The 17762-nt window shown below is 67.0% G+C and carries 15 protein-coding genes; 6 read left to right on the forward strand and 9 right to left on the reverse strand.

Annotation, left to right across the window (positions count from 1 at the left end; all coding sequences use genetic code 11):
* Positions 1-2: 2 nt before the first annotated feature.
* Complete coding sequence (locus WC729_RS22715; RefSeq protein WP_372856729.1) at positions 3-887, reverse strand: GntR family transcriptional regulator; 885 nt, start codon at positions 885-887, stop codon at positions 3-5.
* A gap of 90 nt (positions 888-977) precedes the next feature.
* On the opposite strand from WC729_RS22715, the gene WC729_RS22720 reads away from it, so the two are divergent.
* From WC729_RS22720 to WC729_RS22745, 6 genes are read left to right on the forward strand one after another with little or no spacing between them, the layout of a single operon-like run.
* Entirely contained in the window at positions 978-2243 is a 1266-nt protein-coding gene (locus tag WC729_RS22720; RefSeq protein WP_372856730.1) for a lactonase family protein, read from the forward strand.
* Positions 2243-3295 carry an isocitrate/isopropylmalate dehydrogenase family protein gene (locus WC729_RS22725; RefSeq protein ID WP_372856731.1) on the forward strand — a complete coding sequence of 351 codons (1053 nt, stop codon included), beginning with the start codon at positions 2243-2245 and terminating at the stop codon, positions 3293-3295. Before WC729_RS22720 ends, WC729_RS22725 begins: the two co-directional genes overlap by 1 nt.
* On the forward strand, positions 3292-4674 hold the full coding sequence (locus WC729_RS22730) for an NAD-dependent succinate-semialdehyde dehydrogenase (protein ID WP_372856732.1): 1383 nt from the start codon (positions 3292-3294) through the stop codon (positions 4672-4674). The genes WC729_RS22725 and WC729_RS22730 overlap by 4 nt, the downstream gene beginning before the upstream one ends.
* The gene (locus WC729_RS22735) at positions 4671-5072 is read left to right on the forward strand and encodes a cupin domain-containing protein (protein WP_372856733.1); all 402 of its coding nucleotides are present in this window, start codon (positions 4671-4673) and stop codon (positions 5070-5072) included. Before WC729_RS22730 ends, WC729_RS22735 begins: the two co-directional genes overlap by 4 nt.
* A complete protein-coding gene (locus WC729_RS22740; protein WP_372856734.1) occupies positions 5069-5404 on the forward strand; it encodes a putative quinol monooxygenase in 336 nt (111 codons plus the stop codon). Before WC729_RS22735 ends, WC729_RS22740 begins: the two co-directional genes overlap by 4 nt.
* Positions 5405-5448: 44 nt before the next feature.
* A complete protein-coding gene (locus WC729_RS22745) occupies positions 5449-6867 on the forward strand; it encodes a putative porin (RefSeq protein ID WP_372856735.1) in 1419 nt (472 codons plus the stop codon).
* A gap of 4 nt (positions 6868-6871) precedes the next feature.
* On the opposite strand, the gene WC729_RS22750 is transcribed toward WC729_RS22745, so the two are convergent.
* The 8 genes from WC729_RS22750 to WC729_RS22785 all read right to left on the reverse strand — a co-directional run bounded on the left by WC729_RS22750 (position 6872) and on the right by WC729_RS22785 (position 17753).
* A complete protein-coding gene (locus WC729_RS22750; protein WP_372856736.1) occupies positions 6872-7993 on the reverse strand; it encodes a carbohydrate porin in 1122 nt (373 codons plus the stop codon).
* A 23-nt stretch (positions 7994-8016) separates the two neighbouring features.
* Entirely contained in the window at positions 8017-9435 is a 1419-nt protein-coding gene (gene astD, locus WC729_RS22755) for a succinylglutamate-semialdehyde dehydrogenase (protein WP_372856737.1), read from the reverse strand.
* A gap of 1 nt (position 9436) precedes the next feature.
* Complete coding sequence (locus tag WC729_RS22760; protein ID WP_372856738.1) at positions 9437-10627, reverse strand: aspartate aminotransferase family protein; 1191 nt, start codon at positions 10625-10627, stop codon at positions 9437-9439.
* A gap of 127 nt (positions 10628-10754) precedes the next feature.
* Positions 10755-11648, reverse strand: a complete 894-nt coding sequence (locus WC729_RS22765) for an alpha/beta fold hydrolase (protein WP_372856739.1) — start codon at positions 11646-11648, stop codon at positions 10755-10757.
* Positions 11645-12646, reverse strand: coding sequence for an alpha/beta hydrolase fold domain-containing protein (locus WC729_RS22770; RefSeq protein ID WP_372856740.1), 1002 nt, complete (start codon positions 12644-12646; stop codon positions 11645-11647). Before WC729_RS22770 ends, WC729_RS22765 begins: the two co-directional genes overlap by 4 nt.
* Complete coding sequence (locus WC729_RS22775; protein WP_372857181.1) at positions 12646-14193, reverse strand: amino acid permease; 1548 nt, start codon at positions 14191-14193, stop codon at positions 12646-12648. Before WC729_RS22775 ends, WC729_RS22770 begins: the two co-directional genes overlap by 1 nt.
* A gap of 81 nt (positions 14194-14274) precedes the next feature.
* Positions 14275-15306: a proline racemase family protein gene (locus tag WC729_RS22780; RefSeq protein ID WP_372856741.1), complete on the reverse strand. Its 1032-nt coding sequence runs from the start codon at positions 15304-15306 to the stop codon at positions 14275-14277.
* A 158-nt stretch (positions 15307-15464) separates the two neighbouring features.
* Positions 15465-17753, reverse strand: coding sequence for a TonB-dependent siderophore receptor (locus tag WC729_RS22785; protein ID WP_372856742.1), 2289 nt, complete (start codon positions 17751-17753; stop codon positions 15465-15467).
* Between the last annotated feature and the right edge of the window lie 9 nt (positions 17754-17762).

Consider the following 17762-nt stretch of genomic DNA (forward strand, 5'->3'; position numbering starts at 1 on the left):
AGCTATTCCGTCAGCCGGTGGACCGCGCGTTCCTTTACCGTGAGCGCATGGCCGATATGCACGCGCAGGAAGTCGGCGGCGAGCAGGATGTCGCCGCGTTCGAGCAGGTCGAGCAGCGCGAGATGCTCGCGGCATTGCTGGTCGAGCCGGCTGCGGTCCGCGGTGACGCGGAACTCGATCAGCCGGCGCAGGCGGTTGATCCGCCGCAGCGAATCGAAAAAGAACGGGTTGCCCGACCAGCCGACGATGGTCTCATGGAAGCCGGAATTCAGCTCGAACAACCGGGCGCGGGACAATTCCTCGATCGTGCCGTCGAGCAGGTCCTGCTGCTCCCCACGCAAGCGGACGAGTTCCTCGGGCACGACCTTGTAGCCCGGCTGGAGCAGCGCCTGGGTCTCGATCATGCCGCGGAAGCGATAGGCCTGTTCGTAGGATTCGGCGGTGTGCAGGGTGGTGCTGAATTGCCAGCCATGGCCGGGCAGCCGTTCGACCCAGCCTTCCTCGGCAATCTGCCCCAGGGTGCGTTGCAGCCGGCTGCGGGTCACGCCGAAATGGCGCATCAGCTCGTTCTCGCTGACCTTGTCGGGCAGGGTCTCGCTCAGCCGCTGGTCGACGATCGCATTGTACAGGCCATCCTCGTCATCCTCGCCCGAATCGGGGAGCGGCGCCTCATCGACTGCATCGCCGACGAAGAAGCCGCGGTTCGGCACCGACCGCACCGCGCCGGTCTGTTCGAGCGCGCGCAATGCCGCGGTAACCGGCGCGCGCGAGACCTTGAACAGGTCGGCCAGTTCCTGCGCGACGAGGTGCGTGCCCTCGGGGAGTTCCCGGGCACGGACATGCTCGACGATGCGTCGCGCGACCCGATCCGCCAGCCTCTCGCTCATTCCACCCTCATGACAATTACCCTATGGACTTTTGTGTTCGCAAAATGCAAATGGCCACCAACAAACTTGGCGAGGCGGGCAGGAACGGCTGTGGCGGACGATCGCATCGAAAGGCCTATAGCATCAGCGCCGCGCGCTGCCACGGTCATCGCGCGCCGTACCTTGCTGGGCTCGGCGATGCTCGCCGCGACGGCGATCGGCGCGAGTCGCCTGGCGGCCGAAGGCGGTCTGTTCTCCGGGGAGGGACGAGATATGAGCGATCCGGCATCAGAATATCTGGCCTATATCGGTTGCCGCACCACGCGGGAGCGCAATGCGCGCGGCAACGGCATCACCGTCGCGCGGATCGGCCGCGAGGGCGCGTGGAGCCAGGTCCAGGCGCTGGACGGCATCGCCAACCCGGCATTTCTTGCCTTCGACCATGAACGCCGTTTCCTGTTCACGGTGCATGGCGACGGGACCGAGGTCAGCTCCTTCGCGATCGACCCGAAGCATGGCACGCTCAGCTTCATCGGCAAGCAATCGTGCCAGGGACGCAACCCGGTGCACCTGGCGGTCGACCCGTCGAACAAATTCCTGGTCGTCGCCAATCACCTGACCGTCGGCGATTATGTGTCGAACGTCGCGGTGCTGCCGATCGGCGCGGATGGCCGGATCGGCGCGGTCACCGAGCTGGTGCCGCTGAAAGGGCCAGTCGGCCCGCACCGGGTCGAGCAACCTTTCGCCAAGCCGCACCAGATTTGCTTCGCCCCGGCCGGCGGATTGATTGCGGTGCCCGACAAAGGCCTCGACCGGGTCCATAGCTTCCGCTTCGATGCTTCGGGCAAGCTCAGCCAGGCAGCGCCGCCGCTGGTGGCGCGCGAAGGGGCCGGGCCGCGGCACCTGGCGTTCCATCCGCGCCTGCCCTTTGCCTATGTGATCGACGAGCTGGATTCGACGGTGATTGCCGCGCGAGTCGATGCGGTGGCCGGATCGCTGGTGCCGTTCCAGATCCTCTCCGCGCTGCCCGACGATTTCACCGGCAACAGCCGCGGGTCGGAGATCGCGATCTCGCCCGACGGCGCTTTTGTCTTCGCCTCCAACCGCGGCAGCGACACGATCGTGTCCTTTGCGGTCGATGCGAAGAGCGGGCGGCTGGGTGCCGGCACATGGCAGGGCTGTGGCGGGAAGACGCCGCGCTTCTTTGCCGTCGCACCGGGCGGCGGCGCGCTGTTCGTCGCCAATGAGGAAAGCGACACGATCGTTCGCCTCGCGCTCGATCGCCACGGCAAGCTCGCCGCGCCGGTGCAGGTCATGACCACGGGCAGCCCGACCTGCATGGTGTTCGCGCCCGCCCCAACATCCTGGAAAATCTGATGCGTCTGCTCCTACTGCCCGGTGACGGGATCGGCCCCGAAATTTCCACGGCGACGCTGGCCGTGCTGAACGCCGCGGCGGCGGTGACCGGCGTGACGTTCGAGATCTCCGAGATGGATATCGGGCTGAAGAGCCTGGCCGAGCAGGGCACGACCCTGCCCGACACCGTGATGGCCGCGATCCCCGAGGCGGACGGCGTGATCCTCGGCCCCGTCTCGCATTATGATTATCCCAGGGGCATGCCCAATCCGTCCGCGGCGCTGCGCACTCAATTCGCGCTTTATGCCAATATCCGGCCGTGCCGGTCGCGCGAGGGGCTGAGCATCCTGCGCAAGCCGATGGACCTGGTGATCGTGCGCGAGAACACCGAAGGCTTCTACGCCGATCGCAGCATGTTCATGGGGCCGGGCGAGTTCATGCCCGACGAGAACAGCGCCTTTTCGATCCGCAAGATCACTGCCTTGGCCTGTGCACGGGTCGCGCGGTCGGCCTTCACTTTGGCGATGGGCCGCGACCGGCGGGTGACGGCGGTGCACAAGGCGAATGTGCTGAAGCTGACCGACGGGCTGTTCCTGCGCGAAGTGCGTAAGGTCGCGGCCGACTTCCCCGAGGTGACGCTCGACGAAGTGATCGTCGATGCGGCCGCCGCGCTGCTGGTGCGCAGCCCGGAACGGTTCGACGTGATCGTCACGACCAACATGTTCGGCGACATCCTGTCCGACGAGGCATCCGAGCTGAGCGGCAGCCTGGGGCTGGGCGGGTCGATCAACCAGGGCGACGAGATCTGCGTCGCGCAGGCGCAGCATGGATCGGCGCCGGATATCCAGGGGCAGGGCGTGGCCAATCCCACCTCGCTGATCCTGTCGGCGGCGATGCTGCTCGACTGGCAGGCGCGGCGGACCGGGGACCAGGCGCTGGCCGAGTGCGGGCGGCGGATCGAGGCAGCGGTCGAAGCGGTGCTGGCCGATCCGGCGCGACGGACGCGCGATGTCGGTGGGCCGCTCGGGACGCAGGCGTTCGCCGATGCGGTGATCGCGGCGCTGGCGGCATGATCGTCTCGATCAATCCCGCCACCGGTGCCGAGGTCGCGCGCTTCGAGGCGCAGAGCCCGGCCGAGGTCGATGCGATGCTCGAAGCGGCGGCGGGGGCACAGCGCACCTGGCGGACCGCGCCGGTCGCCGGGCGGGTGGCGCTGCTGCGCTCGATCGCCGCGACGCTCCGCAGGCGCAAGCCGGCGCTTGCCGCGCTGATCACGCAGGAGATGGGCAAGCCGATCGGCGAGGCCGAGGGCGAAGTCGAGAAATGCGCGTTCAACTGCGATTTCTACGCTGAATCCGGCCCGGCGATGATCGCGGATGTGCCGGTGCCGGGCGTCGCCAATACCGAGCTGATGTTCGATCCGCTGGGCGTCGTGCTGGCGATCATGCCGTGGAATTATCCTTTCTGGCAGGTGTTCCGCTTCGTCGCGCCGGCGCTGATGGCGGGTAATGGCGTGGTGTTGAAGCATGCGGCCAATGTCACTGGCTGTGCCCGGGCGATCGCGGATGTGCTGGCCGGGGCGGGGGCGCCGGCCGGGCTGTTCGGGCTGCTGGTGGTCGAGCCCGACAAGATCGAGGGTGTGATCGCCGATCCGCGCATTGCGGGCGTTACGCTGACGGGATCGACTCAGGTCGGCATGATCGTGGCGGGGCACGCCGGCCGCGCGCTCAAGCGGCAGGTGCTCGAGCTGGGCGGATCCGATCCGTTCATCGTGCTGGCCGATGCCGATCTCGACCATGCCGCGCGCATGGCCACGAGCGCGCGCTTCACCAATGCCGGGCAGAGCTGCGTCAACGCCAAGCGCTTCATCGTCGAGGCGGGCGCGATGGATGGGTTCGTCGAGCGGTTCATCGATCATGCGACGCGGCTGAAGAGCGGCGATCCGACGGATCGGGCGACGACGCTCGGGCCGCTCGCGCGCGCCAATCTGCGCGCGGCGATCGACGATCAGGTGCAGCGCAGCGTTGCCGGCGGCGCGCGATTGCTGACCGGCGGCGCGATGCCCAATGGGCCGGGCTTCTTCTATCCGCCGACCCTTCTCGGCGACGTATCCCCGGGGATGGCGGCGTTCGACGAGGAGACCTTCGGGCCTGCCGCCGCCATTGTCCGCGCGGCGGACGCCGACGAGGCGATCGAGCTCGCCAACCGCACGGCCTTCGGGCTGGGCGCGTCGATCTGGACTGCGGACCTCGACCGGGCGCGCGGGCTGGTGCGGCGGATCGATGCGGGCGCGGTGTTCGTCAACGCCGTCGTCGCATCCGACCCGCGCGTGCCTTTCGGCGGGATCAAACAATCGGGCTATGGCCGCGAGCTCGGCGAGCATGGGTTGAGGGAGTTCACCAACATGAAGACCGTGCGTATCGACCCGGCACCCGCAAAGGCCGCGGCATGAAGGGCGTGATCCTGCACCCCGCCGACCTGCCGGTGAAGGATCGGGGCGGCGGCATCCGGACGATCCCGCTGGTCACGTACGGTGTCGGATCGCGCTCGATGCTCAACGGCATCACCACGCTCGATCCCGGCGCCGCGGTGCCGCTCCACACGCATAATTGCGAGGAGAGCGTGGTCGTGCTGTCGGGGCATGCGCGGGCCTTTATCGACGGGGTCGAGACCGATCTGGAGGCGCGCGACACGACCTGGATTCCGGCGGAGGTGCCGCACTTCTTCCGCAACATCTCCGACAGCGAGCCGATGTCGATCCTGTGGACCTATGCCTCGATCGATGCGACGCGAACGATCGTCGCGACGGGCGTGACGACGCGGATCGACGAGGAGCATCGGCCGGCATGATCCAGGAGATCGCGCGTCTCGACGTGACGCCGGGCGAGGAGGCAGCGTTCGAAGCCGGTGCGACTGCTGCGGTGGCATTGTTTCGACGCGCGGCCGGGTGTCATGCGATGCAGCTCAGTCGCTCGCATGAGCAGGCCGGGCGCTATTGGCTTATCGTGTCGTGGGAGACCGTCGAGGCGCATCTGGCGTTTCGCGAGACGGCGGATTTCAGCGAGTGGCGCCGCCTGGTCGGTGGACATTTTGCCGGTCCGCCCCAGGTCGAGCATGGCATCCCCACCCAGGCCGGTTTCAGCAACATTGTGTCTGCTACGCGTCAGCCTCATGTCAGTTGATGTCGCTATGACCAAGTCCGCACATCACGGGCGGATCATCGACCATGCACATTGCTCTTCGCCGGACCGACTGCGCGCGGCCGCGCAAGCTCCGCGCCTTCTCCGCGAAACTTTCCTGCGGGCCGGCCTTCGTTTTGGCCTGCTTCCTGTCGGGTGGACAGGCCAAGGCGCAGGACATGTCGATCGACGACATCCAGGCACGCATCGTGGCGCTGGAGGCGGAGAATGAGCGCAAGATCGCCGAGATCCGCAAGGAAAATGCCGAGCAGATCGGCGCGCTGAAGGCAGCGCTCGCACAGGTCAGCGGCAGGCCGCTGCCGGCTACGACCGCGGCGGCACCGGCCCCCATAGCGGTCGCCGCCACCGGCCAGACCGGCGGCATCACGCTCCAGCCGCGCGCGACGGTGGACAATTCTGCGCTGCCCGTGGCGGTGCCCGTGAAGGTCGCGAACAATCTGCAGATCAGCGGCGACATGCGCGTGCGCTACGAGCAGAATTTCGGCGAACCACGGCGCGACCGCGGACGCGGCGTGCTGCGCGCGCGGTTGCGGGCGACCTATCAGATCGACAGGAATTTCAGCCTGGGCGCGCGCATCGTCAGCGGCGACCCCGATGATCCCAACAGTGCCGACATCACCTTGACTCAGTTCGACGACGATCTGGTCGTCGGGCTCGACCAGGCCTTTGCCAAGGCGACCTTCGGGGCGCTCGATCTCTATGCCGGCAAGTTCGACAATCCCTTTGTGCGGACCGATCTGGTGTGGGACGGCGACGTCAATCCGGAAGGGGCTTCGGCGACTTTTGCGCGCAACCTCGGCCCCGTGAAATTGCGCGCGAGCGGGCTGTATTTCATGATCGACGAGGCGACCAATGCGCGCGACAGCTCCATGGCGGGCGCACAGGTCGCACTGGCCGGCAAGCCCGGGTCCGACTGGCAGGCCGAGCTGGCGGGCGGGTATTACGACTATACGCTCGACCTGCTGACGGACGCCGATGCGGGGGATTTCCGCACCAATCTGCTGCGGCCGGGCGGCGGCTATCTCTCCGATTTCAACCTGGTCGATGTGGTGGGCAGCCTGACCTATGCCGGGCTTGGCCCGCGCTGGCCGATCCGGCTGACCGGCGATTATGTGAAGAATCTCGGCGCCGCGGTGAGCGATGACGAGGGCTTCGGTGCTGACCTGTTCGTCGGCCGTGCCGCGGACAAGGGCGATTGGCGCTTCCAGTACGGCTATGCGCGGATGGGCGTGGACGGCACGCTGACGGCCTTTTCCCACGACAATACCGATCTCGCGTCCAACTATGTGCAGCACACGCTGGCAATCGACCATGTTCCGGCGAAGCGCGTGACCCTGAACGCGACCTATTACCGGTACCGGGTGAAGAACCCGCTCTACACGCCGGGATTCGTGCCGGGGGACTGGTATAACCGGCTGCGCCTGAACCTTATCTACGCCTGGTAGGCGGTCAGTCCGTCGAGAGCGAGAAGCTGAAGCGCACGCCGGCTACGAGTGCATCGTCGCGCGATGAGACCCAGCCGGGGTTGATCACATATTGCAGGTCGGGCTGGACGGTGAGCCAGGACGTCACCGGGCGGGCATAGGTCAGCTCGATCGTCGTCTCGGCGCGGTCGGTGCCGCCTTCTGCGGCCAGGGTCGCGCGGCGGCCGGGCGTGCCGAGCTGGGCATGCGCCACTGCCAGACCGATTTCGTGCTTGTCGGTGCGCCACGCCGCGCCGCCGCCGAGATAGAGGCCGATCGGATTGGTCCGGTCGCTCGCCACGCCGATGCGGGCCCAGCCGAGCAGGGCTGCCTTGTCGCGTTTGGCGAGGGTGCCCTCGACCAGCGCGTAACCACCCTGGCTTGTCGCCTTGCCAGTGGCGGCGGGGTCGATCAGGTCGAAGTGGGTGGTGTAGTGCCACAGGCCGAGCTGGATCTCGCCGTCGCCGGGAAGCTTGCGCTCGACTTCGCCGACCAGCAGCGCGCCGCGCTGGCCGGGGATGCGGAACACGGTGCGGCGCGGGTTGGACAGGCTGCCGGCGACCGCGTCGAATATGCCGACGCGCGCGGCCCAGTCGTCATCCTCGTAGCGGAGCAGCGCGGCGGTGGCGGGGGCGGGGAAGATAGAGGGGCCGTTGACGCCCGTCTGCGAGAAATCGGGGCCGATGCCGAACGAGCTGTTGAGGAAGGTCCGGCCGACATCCTGCACGTCGAATTCGGTGTTGAGGTCGATCAGCCCGGCCTTGACCGTGAAGCTTTTGCCGAGCGGGACGGCGAGCCAGGCTTCATAGGGTCGGATCGCGCTGTTCGCCTGGACGTTGCTGACGGTCTGGGCGTCGCCGACATAGCGGCCGGAAAAGTCGGGCGGGTTGACCCCCATCACGTCGACGAAGAATTCCGCGCCGTCGATCCCGAACACGCGCCCGTCGACCGAGACGGTGACGTCGCCCCGTCCGAGCCAGGCCGTGCCGCGTCGGATGCCGCCATCGACCACGGACAGCACATCGGTCACATAAGTCGCGCCGAGTTCGACGGGCGCGCGCTCATCTTCGGCGTGCGCCGGGGAAGCGAGACAGGAGGCCGCCGCCACCATAAGAGTGACGGCAATTCTCATCAGGCGCGAATGCCCCGCAGATCGTGCACCTGGTCGGCGACCCGGTCTGCCTCGAAGCTGGCGACGGGATAGGCGCAATAATCCGCGGCATAATAGGCGCTGGGGCGGTGATTGCCCGAGGCGCCGAGGCCGCCGAACGGCATCGAACCGGCCGCGCCCGTGGTCGGGCGGTTGCGGTTGACCACGCCGGCCCGAATGCGGCGCTGGAACTTGTCCCACAGCGCGTCATCGTCGCTGATGAGCCCAGCCGAGAGGCCGAAGCGCGTGTTGTTCGCGGCGGCGATCGCGGCATCGAAATCGGCGACGCGCGTCACCTGCAGCACGGGGCCGAAAATCTCCTGGTCGGGCACATCGAGGCCCGTCACGTCGAGGATGGTCGGGCCGACGAATGCGGTCGAGGGGCCGGGGCGCCCTTCGAACGGGCGGATCGCCTGGGCGCCGAGCTTCATCAGCTCCTCGGCCTGGAGCGACACGCGCGCTGCGGCGGCCGGCGAGATCAGCGGGCCCATGAAGGGCTCGGGTGAGTCGTTCCACGCGCCGATGGTGATCCGGTCGGACAAGGCGGCGACCGCCGAGACGATCGCCTCGCCCTTCGCGCCTTCGGGCACGATCAGGCGGCGCGCGCAGGAGCAGCGCTGGCCGGTGGTGATGAAGGCCGAGCCGACCACGATCGAGGCGATCGCGTGCGGATCGCCGTCCCAGGCGATCAGCGGGTTGTTGCCGCCCAGCTCGAGCGCGAGGATCACCTTGGGGCGTTCGGCGAAGATGCGCGTGAAATGTGCGCCGGCGCCGGCAGAGCCCGTGAAGAGCAAGCCGTCGATATCTTCGGCGAGCAGTGCAGCGCCAGTGTCGCGGCCGCCCTGGACGACGGTGAACACGCCTTCGGGCAGGCCCGCCTTGCGCATCGCCGCGCCGATCAGCTCGCCGACCAGGGGCGTTTCCTCGGACGGCTTGAACAGGACCGTGTTGCCCGCGAGCAAGGCGGGGACGATGTGGCCGTTGGGCAGGTGGCCCGGGAAATTATACGGGCCGAGCACGACCATCACGCCGTGCGGGCGATGGCGCAACACGGCGCGGCCGAACGGCGCCTCCTGCTCGCGGCTGCCGGTGCGTTCGGCGTGCGCGGCGATCGACAGATCGACCTTGCCGATCATCGAGGCGAGCTCGGTCTTCGTCTCCCAGAGAGGCTTGCCGGTCTCGCGCGAGATTGCCGTGGCGATGGCCTCGGCATCTTCCCTCAGCGCATCGCGGTAGCGATGGACGAAGGCGATGCGTTCTTCCTCCGTCGTCGCCGACCAGTCGTTAAAGGCGGCGCGTGCCGTCGCGACCGCGGCGGCACAGTCTTCCGCTGACGCTTCGGGTCCGGACCATACCACCTCACCGGTGGCGGGATCGTTGGAGTGGAACAGGTTGCTCATGTCAGGCCGCCATTTCGCTCAGCATCGCGTTGCAGGTCTCGTCCATGCGCTCGAGCGCAATGTCCGCTTCCGCGTGCGACAGGTTGAGCGGCGGTAGTAGCCGGATGCAGTTCTCGCCGCCACCGGCGACCAGCAGCAGCCGGTCGCGCGCGGCGGCCATGAAGGCGCGATTTTCGACCACCATCTTCACGCCGACGAGCAGGCCCTTGCCGCGGACCTCGGCGATCGTCTCGGGATAACGTGCGGCGAGCCGGGCGAGTCCGTCGCGCAGATGCACGCTGATCTCGCGGACATGGTCGAGCATCTCGGGCGTGGCGATCTCGTCGAAGGCCGCGATCGCCACCGCCATCGCCAGCGGATTGCCGCCGAAGGTGGTGCCATGCACGCCGGGCACCATGCCGCTCGCCGCGTTGCGGGTGGCGAGGCAGGCGCCCACCGGGAATCCGCCGCCAAGCGCCTTGGCGATCGCCATGATGTCGGGCTCGACACCGTTGAACCATTGATGCGCGAACAGTCGGCCGGTGCGGCCCATGCCGCTCTGCACTTCGTCGTAGATGAGCAGCACGCCATTGGCGCTGCACGCCTGGCGCAGATTGCGCAGCAGTTCCTCGGGGATCGCGCGTGCGCCGCCCTCGCCCTGGACCGGCTCGATGATCACGGCGGCGGTGGTGGGCGCAGCGATGGCGGCGGCGATCGCCTGCCAGTCGTCGAGGCCGAGCTGGAGATAGCCGGGAAGGGCCGGGCCGAAGCCGTCGAGATAACCGGCATTCCCCGACGCGTTGATCGCGGCATAGGTGCGGCCGTGGAACGAGCCCTTGAAGCCGATGATGACGTTGCGGTCGGCGTTGCCCCGCGCGCTGTGATAACGACGCGCCATCTTCAGCGCGGCCTCGATCGCCTCGGTGCCCGAATTGGCGAAGAAGGCGAGATCGGCGAAGCTCGCCCTGGTCAGCCGCTCGGCCAGTGCTTCCTGGCCGGGGATCCTGAACATGTTCGAGATGTGCCAGAGCTTGCCGGCCTGCTCGGTCAGCGCCGCGACGAGCTTGGGATGGCAATGGCCGAGCGCGTCGGTCGCGATACCGCCGACACAATCGAGATAGCGGTCACCATTCTCGGCGATCAGCCAGCTGCCTTCGCCATGCGTGAAGGTGACGGGTGCGCGGTTATAGACGTTGAGGAGTTGGCTGGTCATCATTCGCTCCAGATGCTGGGGATGCATCGATCCATAGCGAATATGGGTGCGAGAAACCTCAGCTTCCTGTGCTGAACCGGCGATAGTTCATCAGCAATTGATGATGATATGGAATGAATTGTCGTCGTCACGATGCGAGTCCCTTGCGCAGCGCACGCCGTGTTGCCGCCGGTGCATCAGCCCAGGGGAAATGGCCTGCCTGCGGGATCACGATAGTGATGGCCTTCGGCCAGGTCTCGCGCAGTCGGGCCTCATATGCGCGAATCCAGTCCACTTCGCCGGCCAGGATGACGACGGGAAAGGTCGCGCCCGTTGCGGTCGTGCGGACATCATAGTGGCGGGCGTAATCGTCGGAGAGCGGTGCGACGTCCTGATGGATCGCTGAATCGGGGAGGGTCTTGAGGAACACGAGGCCCCTGGCGCGGTGGTAGAAACTGCCGAGGAACTTGATCTTCATCGCGGCCACGCGGTCGCCCTTTGCACGCGCCGCGTCATAGCGTGCCAGCTCGTCCGGGTTGAGGCGTGTGCGCCAGCTGTCGAGCGGGGCCGTCGGCGGCCGCATGTCGGGGCCGACCGAGTTCATCAGGATCAGCTTTGCGACATGATCGGGATGGACGGCGGCATAGGCCTGGGCGATGCCGCCGCCGAAGGAATGGCCGATCAAGGTGATGCGATCCGACCCGAGCGACCGGCGGAGCGCCTCCACATCCGCGACGCTGCCCGCAACGGTGAGGCGGCTGCCGTCGCCGAGCGCGGCGCGAGAGGCGCCGGTGCCGCGCTGATCGAGCAGGATCGCGCGGCGGCCGCTCGCCGCCACGTCCAGCGCGACATCGAGCATGTAGGCCGCGTCCAGCCCGGGTCCGCCGGGGAGGATGATAGTGACCGGACCTTGGCCGCAGCTCCGATAAGCGAGGTCACCCTGATCGGCGGCGAAGCGATGCGCGGCGCACGGCGTCGGCCGTGCCGTCGCGACCGAAGGCAGCGCGCATGTCGCAAGGATCAGGGCGAGCGCGGGTCTCACCGGGCCGCGGGTTTCGCGACCGGGAAATAGCGGTCGAGCCACGCAGTGACCTTGTCGAGCGCCTGGTGGTTGATCGCATCGTCGGGGCCGCCTTCGGGCACCTTGGCGAAGCCGTGCGAGACATTGGGGTAGAGGACAAGCTCGCTCGGCACGCCCGCGGCGCGGAGCGCATCATGGAGGCGCTGCGCCTGTTTTGGCGACACGGTGTCATCGGCCGTACCGTGCTGGATCAGGAAGGGCGGGTCGTGCGGATCGATATAGGCAAGCGGGCTGGCCGAGCGGGCGAGGCCGGGCGGGCAGGTGCGGCGGATCACGCAGCCGAGATATTTGTCCTCGCTGGCGTTGATGCCCGATGCGTCGTCCTTGCCCAGATCCGCCGCATGACCCTCCAGATCGATGATCCCGTACCAGTCGATCACGCCCTGCACGCAGGGCGAAGGCTGTAGCGACTTGCCCGCCGGCGGTGCGATCTTCGGGTCGTCGCAGCCAGTGCCGATCAGGGTGGCGATCTGGCTGCCGGCCGAGGAGCCCCAGGCGACGACGCGGGCGGGATCGATATTGTAGGTCGATGCGCGACGGCGCAGCCACTGGATGGCCATCTCGACGTCCTGCACCGGGCCGGGGAAGCGGGCCTCGCCGCTGAAACGGTAATTGACGCTGGCGACGACATAGCCGCGCGCCGCATAGGAGGCGAGGACGGCGGGGAAATCGCGGAAGGTGCCGCCGTCGCGCGCGGTACGATGAACCCAGGCGCCGCCATGGACAAAGACGATCACCGGCCTGGGCGCGCCGCCGTCGGGGGGCAGATACAGGTCGAGCGTCAGCGGACGGAAGCCGGAGAGTTCGGCAAAGGCGACGTCGCGCAGGCTGCGCACCCCGCCGGGATATTCCACCGCCGCGGTCGGCAGGTAGCGCGACGGGGCGTCGTCCTTATCCTGTGCGACTGCCGGGGCGGACAGCGCGATCAGGCAAGCGGCAAGGGCGGTGCGGTACAGCATCAATGAGTCCCCGGAACTGGCGGTGCGATGATATCCGTCTCATGCACTTCGACCACGCCGCGGCCCATCAGGCTGTGGCGATAGCCATAAGCGAAATAGAGCAGCAGCCCGATGCCGCCCCAGATCGGCAGGACCATCTTGGCGTCGAAGGGCAGGCGCAGATACAGGATCAGGCAGCCGAGGATCGTCAGCGGGCCGACCAGCCAGACCAATGGCGTGCGGAACGGCCGCGCGCGGCCCGGATCGGTGCGCCGCAGCACCATCAGCGCGATCGCCACCGCGACAAAGGCGAACAGGGTGCCCGCGTTGCACATGTCGGCGAGCTTGCCCACGGGCAGGAAGGCCGAGCCGAGCGCGACTCCGGTGCCGGTGATCATGGTGATGATGTGCGGCGTCTTCCACTTCGGATGGATGCGCGACAGGCGGGCGGGCAGCAGGCCGTCGCGCGACATCACGAAGAACATGCGCGCCTGGCCGTAGATCATCACGAGGATGACGGACGGCAGGGCGACGAAGGCGGCGAGCCCGACCAGGTTGCCGAGCTTCATATAGCCGATCTCGCGCAGGACATGCGCCAGCGCTTCGTTCGAGCAGGCGAGCGGCTCGACCGCGCCGCCGCCGACGATGGCGGCACAGCGGGCGGCAAGCTCGGCCGATCCGGGTGCCAGCCAGTGGCCGGTGGCGCTCATCACTGGCTGCGCGCCGAGCGGGGAGCCGATCGCCCCCGCCGCGACGAGCATGTAGAACACCGTGCAGATCACCAGCGAGCCGATCAGCCCGAGCGGCACGTTGCGCTGCGGGTTCTTCGTCTCTTCCGCCGCGGTGGAGACGGCGTCGAAGCCGATATAGGCGAAGAAGATCGAGGAAGCCGCGCTGACCACGCCGGCCCCGTCGCCGCTGGCCCAGCCAAGCGGCATCAGCGGATGGAAATTCTCGGCGCGCATCGCCGGGATCGACAGGATGACGAACAGGGCGAGCGCCGTGACCTTGACGCCGACCAGCATGGCGTTGACTCGCGCACTCTCGCTGGTGCCGATCATCAGCAGCCAGGTGATGAGCAGCGAGATGGTCACCGCCGGCAGGTTGATCAGACCGCCGGCATAGGGGCCCTGGGTGAGTGCCATCGGCAAGGTGATGCCGAACCAGCCGTGCAGTTGCCCGACGAAATAGCCCGACCAGCCGACCGCGACGGCGGAAGCGGACACGGCATATTCGAGGACCAGCGCCCAGCCGACCAGCCAGGCCATCACCTCGCCCATCACCGCATAGGTGTAGGTATAGGCCGAGCCCGATACCGGGATCATCGCCGCGACCTCCGCATAGCAAAGCGCTGCGGTCGCGCAGACGAACGCTGCGATGACGAAGCTGATCACCATGCCAGGGCCGGCCTTTTGCGCTGCCTCCGAGGTGAGCACGAAGATGCCGGTGCCGATGATCGCGCCGACGCCGAGCAGAGTCAGTTGCCACGCGCCGAGCGTCGGCTCGAGCGCGTTCCTGCGGGCCGAGGCCATGATGGCGTCGAGCGGCTTGATGCGCAGGAAGTTCATCGCCAGCATTCCGCTCCTCGATTATCGAGCTGCAGAAACCACCGGCTTGCTGTCATCTTGCTGTCATGCCGGCTGGAGCCCTCAGCGCAGCAGGAATCCGCCCCGAAGCGCGTCGTCCGGCTCGATCCAGAAGCTGTTCCGGCCAGTGAAGGAGGCGCTGCCGCGCACCTGCGGGATCACGGCGTCGTGCGGGCCGAACCGCGTCGTTTCAGCGACCTTTACGGTCATGGTCGTGTCGAGGATGCTCTCGATCACGATCTCCTCGCCGACGCCGATCTCGCCCCGGCTGAAATGGAGCGCGGCACGTGCGCTGACGCCCGATCCGGTGGCGGAGCGATCCACTTCGCCATCGGCGAAAATGCAGACGTTGCGGCTGTGATGCGCCGGGTTCCTGGGCGGTCCGGTGAAGATCGTGCCGTAGAGGAAGCTGAGGTCGGGCTCGGTCGGATGGATGACCGGGAAGGCGGCAGCGACGGCGTGCTTGATGCGCCGGCCATGGTCGATCAGTCGGTCATGATCCGCAGGCTCGATGGCGAGGCCGAGCGGTGCCGCCTCGACCAGGGCGTAATAGGCGCCGCCATAAGCGATGTCGAAAGCGACCGGGCCAATGCCCGGCACGTCGACCGAGGCGCCGGCCAGGGCGACATAAGAGGGCACGTTGCGAAAGCTGGCCGAGGCGACCCTGCCGCCCTGCCAATGCGGTCGCGCGACGATCCTGCCGCAGGGCACGTTGAAGACGATCTCCTCCCGCTCCGGCTCGACCAGCCCGGTCTCCGCCGCCAGCCGGGTCAGCGCGAGGATCGCGTGGCCGCACATGGTGCTGTAGCCCTCATTGTGCAGGAAGAAGACGTCGAAATCGCCGTCGGTCGAGCGATCCATCACCGTGCCGTACATGTCGGCATGGCCGCGCGGCTCCCACATTAGCGCGGTGCGGACATGGTCGAGATTGTCGCGGAACCAGCGGCGCTTTTCGAGGCAGTTGGTGCCCTGAAGCTGGGGCAGGCCGGAGACGATCACGCGGAGCGGTTCGCCGCCGGTGTGCATGTCGATGGTTTCGATCTGCAGCCAGTCGGCGTGAGGCGTCCAGGCCCAGTCGGTGAAGGGGTTGTTCATTGAGACAGCTCCTGGCCGAGGCCGCGTTCGACGACGATCGCTACCGCCCGCGAACAGGAGTGCCGCCATCGCCCGGATCGAGACAAGGCTGCGCGATTTCCTGTGATTTGTGAGAAAAAGGGACGGGGTTGCAAGAACCCCGTCCCTGGCAGTCATGCTCAGAACACCGTGCCGATCGAGAATTTGATCGTCGAGGGGGCGCCCTGTGCAAGCAACAGGCCGGCGGTCGATGCCCAGTAGCGCTTGCCGCCGATATTCTCGCCATTGATGCGGAAGGTCAGCTTATGGCCGTCGATCTCGGTCGTGTAGGATCCGCCCAGGTCGAACAGCGTGTAGCCGTCGATAAAGCCCTGGTTGGTCGGATTGATCGCCCGGTTGCCGACATAATAAGCGGCGGCACTGATCGCGAGGCCGGGAAGGACTGGCGTCAGGCGATATTCGCCGGCGACCGACCAGGTGGTCTTCGGCGTATTCTCCACGCGGCGGCCGACGAGCGTCGGAGAGATCGGCGTGCTCGTCAGGTTGGTCGGCGCGCCCGAGGTGTATTTCGCATCGAGGAACAGCGCGCTGGCGTAGATCGACAGGTCCTGGGTCAGGTTACCGGTCAGGCTCAGCTCGACGCCCTTGAAGGTCTGGCGACCGTCCTTGACGTAGAAATTGGCGCCGTTGACCACCGCGGAATCGCGCTGGATGTTGAAATAGGCCGCCTGGAACAACAGGCCGCGCTTCGGCTCCCACTTCACGCCGCCTTCATACTGGGTCGACTGGCTCGGCCCGAGCTGCACATTGGGGTTGTTCGAGGTCAGTGGCGCGCCCGGAGTGGATTCGAGGCCCTCGATATAGGTGCCATAGACGCTTACCGAGCTGATCGGCTTGACCACGACGCCACCCGACAGCGATGTCGGCTTGGCCTTGAAGGTCTTTACGCCAGTGTCGAGCCGCTTCTCGCTATAGTTGGATTTGCGCACGCCGCCCAGAACCTGCAGCCAATCGCCGAGCTTGATCCGGTCGAATACGAAATAGCCGATATCGGTGATCTGGGTCGGGTTGTTGAGCGTGTTGAGCGGCTCGCCGAGCTGCGGGATCGCATGTGGAGCGGTGATGCTCTGGCGGCAGGTCTGGCGGGTTGCACCGGCCGGTACCGGGGTGGTCGGGAAGCCGCCGCCCAGCAGCGTGCCGGTGCTGCTGTAGAAGCAGGTTTCCGCCGTGCTCGCCGAAGAACGGTTGGCACGCGTATTCTGCGAGGCGCCGATCAGGATTTCATGCACGAATGGCCCGGTGCTGAAGGTACCGGTGACCTCGGCGCGGTAGTTCTCGTTATTGTACTTGGCGAGCGGCTGATAGCTGATCGACAGCGGGTATTCGCCCAGCGGCCCGTTTGCGGCATTGGTATTGGGGTTGTTGGGATCGAGCGTGTTGAAATGCCGCGCGCGCTGGAGCTGCGACATGCCGGCGCTGGCGACGAATTCCCAGGCCGGCGAGAATTTCCAGATCACCTTGCCGAGAAGGTTGGTTTCCTCGGTCCGGTTCGATGCCCAGTCTGGACCGAAATTGGTCGACGGATCCTGCAACGCCGGGATCTTGATCGCCGGGTAGAGATTGCCCGCGGTGATCGCCGGCGTCAGGATGAAGCGGTAGATGCCGGGCTCATTGACGCGCTTGAAGAGATGCTCGCCGTCGAGCTGGATCGTGATCGTGTCGGTCGGTTTGATGTCGAACGCGCCCGCGATCACGGTGCGGATGCCGCGCGTGTTGTCGATGCCCGAATCCGGCTGTGCGTAGACGGCGTTGAGGCGATAGCCGAAGATGCCGGTGGTGCCGCCGACGTCGATATGGCCGCCGACCGCGCCATGGCTGTTGCCGAAGACATTGGCGGCAAAATACGGCGCCGCGGTCGGGCGCTTCATCGTCAGGTTGATGATGCCCGATGGCGTGGTGAAGCCGTAATAGAGCGCCGATGCGCCCTTCAGCGCTTCGACGCGCTCCTTGTCCTCGAGCGGCATGTCGGTGAGGTTGATGATCGGCAGCGTGCCGTTGAGGCGATAGTTGCCGCGGTTTTCGACATCGATGCCGCGGATCGCCAGGTTGTTGTAGACGGTCGGGGAGGTCTGCGACGTGGTGACGCCGGCGGTGTTCCGCAGCGCGTCGAGCAGGCTGATCGCCTGCTGCGTGTCGAGCACTGCGCGCGGGATGACGCTGATCGTCAGCGGCGTATCGAGCTGCTTTGCGCCGCGGAAGCTGCCGACCTGCACTGCCTCGGTGCCGGTACGGTCAGCAGTGACGACGATGTCCTCGAGCTGGGGGCCGTCGCTCGCGGGCTGAGCCTTGTCCTGTGCCGGGGCGGTGTCCGCCGCTGCCTGTGCGGTCGCCATGCCCGGCGCCAGCGTCAACGCGCCGATCGCGGTGGCACTGGCCAGAAGCATGTTTCGCAATGTGATCGTCGACATTTTTGGTCT

Source organism: Sphingomonas sp., from assembly GCF_041661825.1.
Classification (GTDB): domain Bacteria; phylum Pseudomonadota; class Alphaproteobacteria; order Sphingomonadales; family Sphingomonadaceae; genus Sphingomonas.